Raw genomic sequence first — 1181 nt, 5'->3', positions numbered from 1 at the left:
GGGTCGCGGCGGTCGCGCAGGGTGCGCGCGGGGTTGCCCGCGACGACGGCGTACGCGGGGACGTTGCGGGTGACGACGGCGCCGGCGGCGATGACGGCGTGATCGCCGACTTCGACGCCGTCGAGGATCACGGCGTGCGAGCCGATCCACACGTCATGGCCGATCGTGACGCCCCTGACGTCGAGGCCCTGGTGCCAGACGGGCCGTTCGGGGTCGTCGAAGCGGTGGTTGAAGCCGAGGATGCTGGCGTGCGCGCCGATGCGGACGTCACGGCCGAGCCGGACGAGGCCGCGGACGACGGCGAAGGGGTTGACGGTGCAGTCCGCGCCGGCGCTGACGTCCCCGGTGACGTAGGCGTGCGCGGCGACGTAGGTGCGGTCCCCGAGGACGAGCCGGTCCGGGAAGACGCCCGCGAGGGGGGAGACGAAGCAGTCCTCGCCGAACGTCGCGTTCGGCACGCGCGCCTGCCGTTCGCATTGCGCGGCGCGCTCCTCGCTCGTGGCGTGCGGCGCGTACTCCCAGGGGAGGAAGTCGTGCCGGTGCGCTTCTTCACTCACGTGGTCACCTCCAGTAGGGCGTCCACGCGCGGGTGAGCCGGGCGAGCGCCTCGAGGTAGAAGTAGTCGCCCCACAGGTTGCCCTCGTCGATCCCGGCGCCCTGGGGCTTGCCGTACACGCCGTGCGCGAGGAGCGCGCGCGGCAGCCCGTCCTGTTGGGGTTCCACGGCGTAGCGCCGGGCGAGCGCCTCCACCGTGGCGACGCCCGCGGTGTGGTACCGCGCGCGACCCTCGGCGTCCGGGCAGACGCGGGCGAGTTCGAGCAGCCCGCACGCGGCGATGGCGCTGGCGCTGCTGTCCTTCTCCTCGCCGCTACCGTCGCCGAAGCTGAGGTCCCAGTAGACGACGCCGTCGGCGGGGACGCGTGTGAGGAAGTGGTCGGCGACGCGGCGCGCCGCGTCGAGGTAGGCCTGCCCGCCGGTGAGGGCGTGGTTGAGGGCGAAGCCGTACACGCCCCACGCCTGCCCGCGCGCCCAGGCGCTGTCGTCACGGGCGCCCTGGTGGGTGCTGCCGCCCTGCGGCGCTCCGGTGTCAGGGTCGAAGCGGAAGGTGTGGACGGTGGAGGCGTCCGCCCTGACGAGGTGCCGCGCGGACGTGAGGGCGTGCCGGGCGGCGGCGTCGCGCA

General features: G+C 74.4%; 1 protein-coding gene and 1 pseudogene. Both read right to left on the bottom strand.

The genetic code is table 11. From position 1 onward, the window contains the following. Positions 1–164: pseudogene (locus DEIPI_RS42310) on the bottom strand (DapH/DapD/GlmU-related protein); the annotation flags it as partial. Between the two features lie 397 nt (positions 165–561). Then, a partial coding sequence (locus tag DEIPI_RS33555; RefSeq protein WP_045234851.1) for a glycoside hydrolase family 88 protein occupies positions 562–1181 on the bottom strand: 620 nt, incomplete at its 5' end.

It is taken from the genome of Deinococcus pimensis DSM 21231 (assembly GCF_000519345.1).
Lineage (GTDB): Bacteria > Deinococcota > Deinococci > Deinococcales > Deinococcaceae > Deinococcus_A > Deinococcus_A pimensis.
Note: the sequence above shows the minus strand (reverse complement) of the source record. Positions and strands in the feature narration are given on the sequence as shown.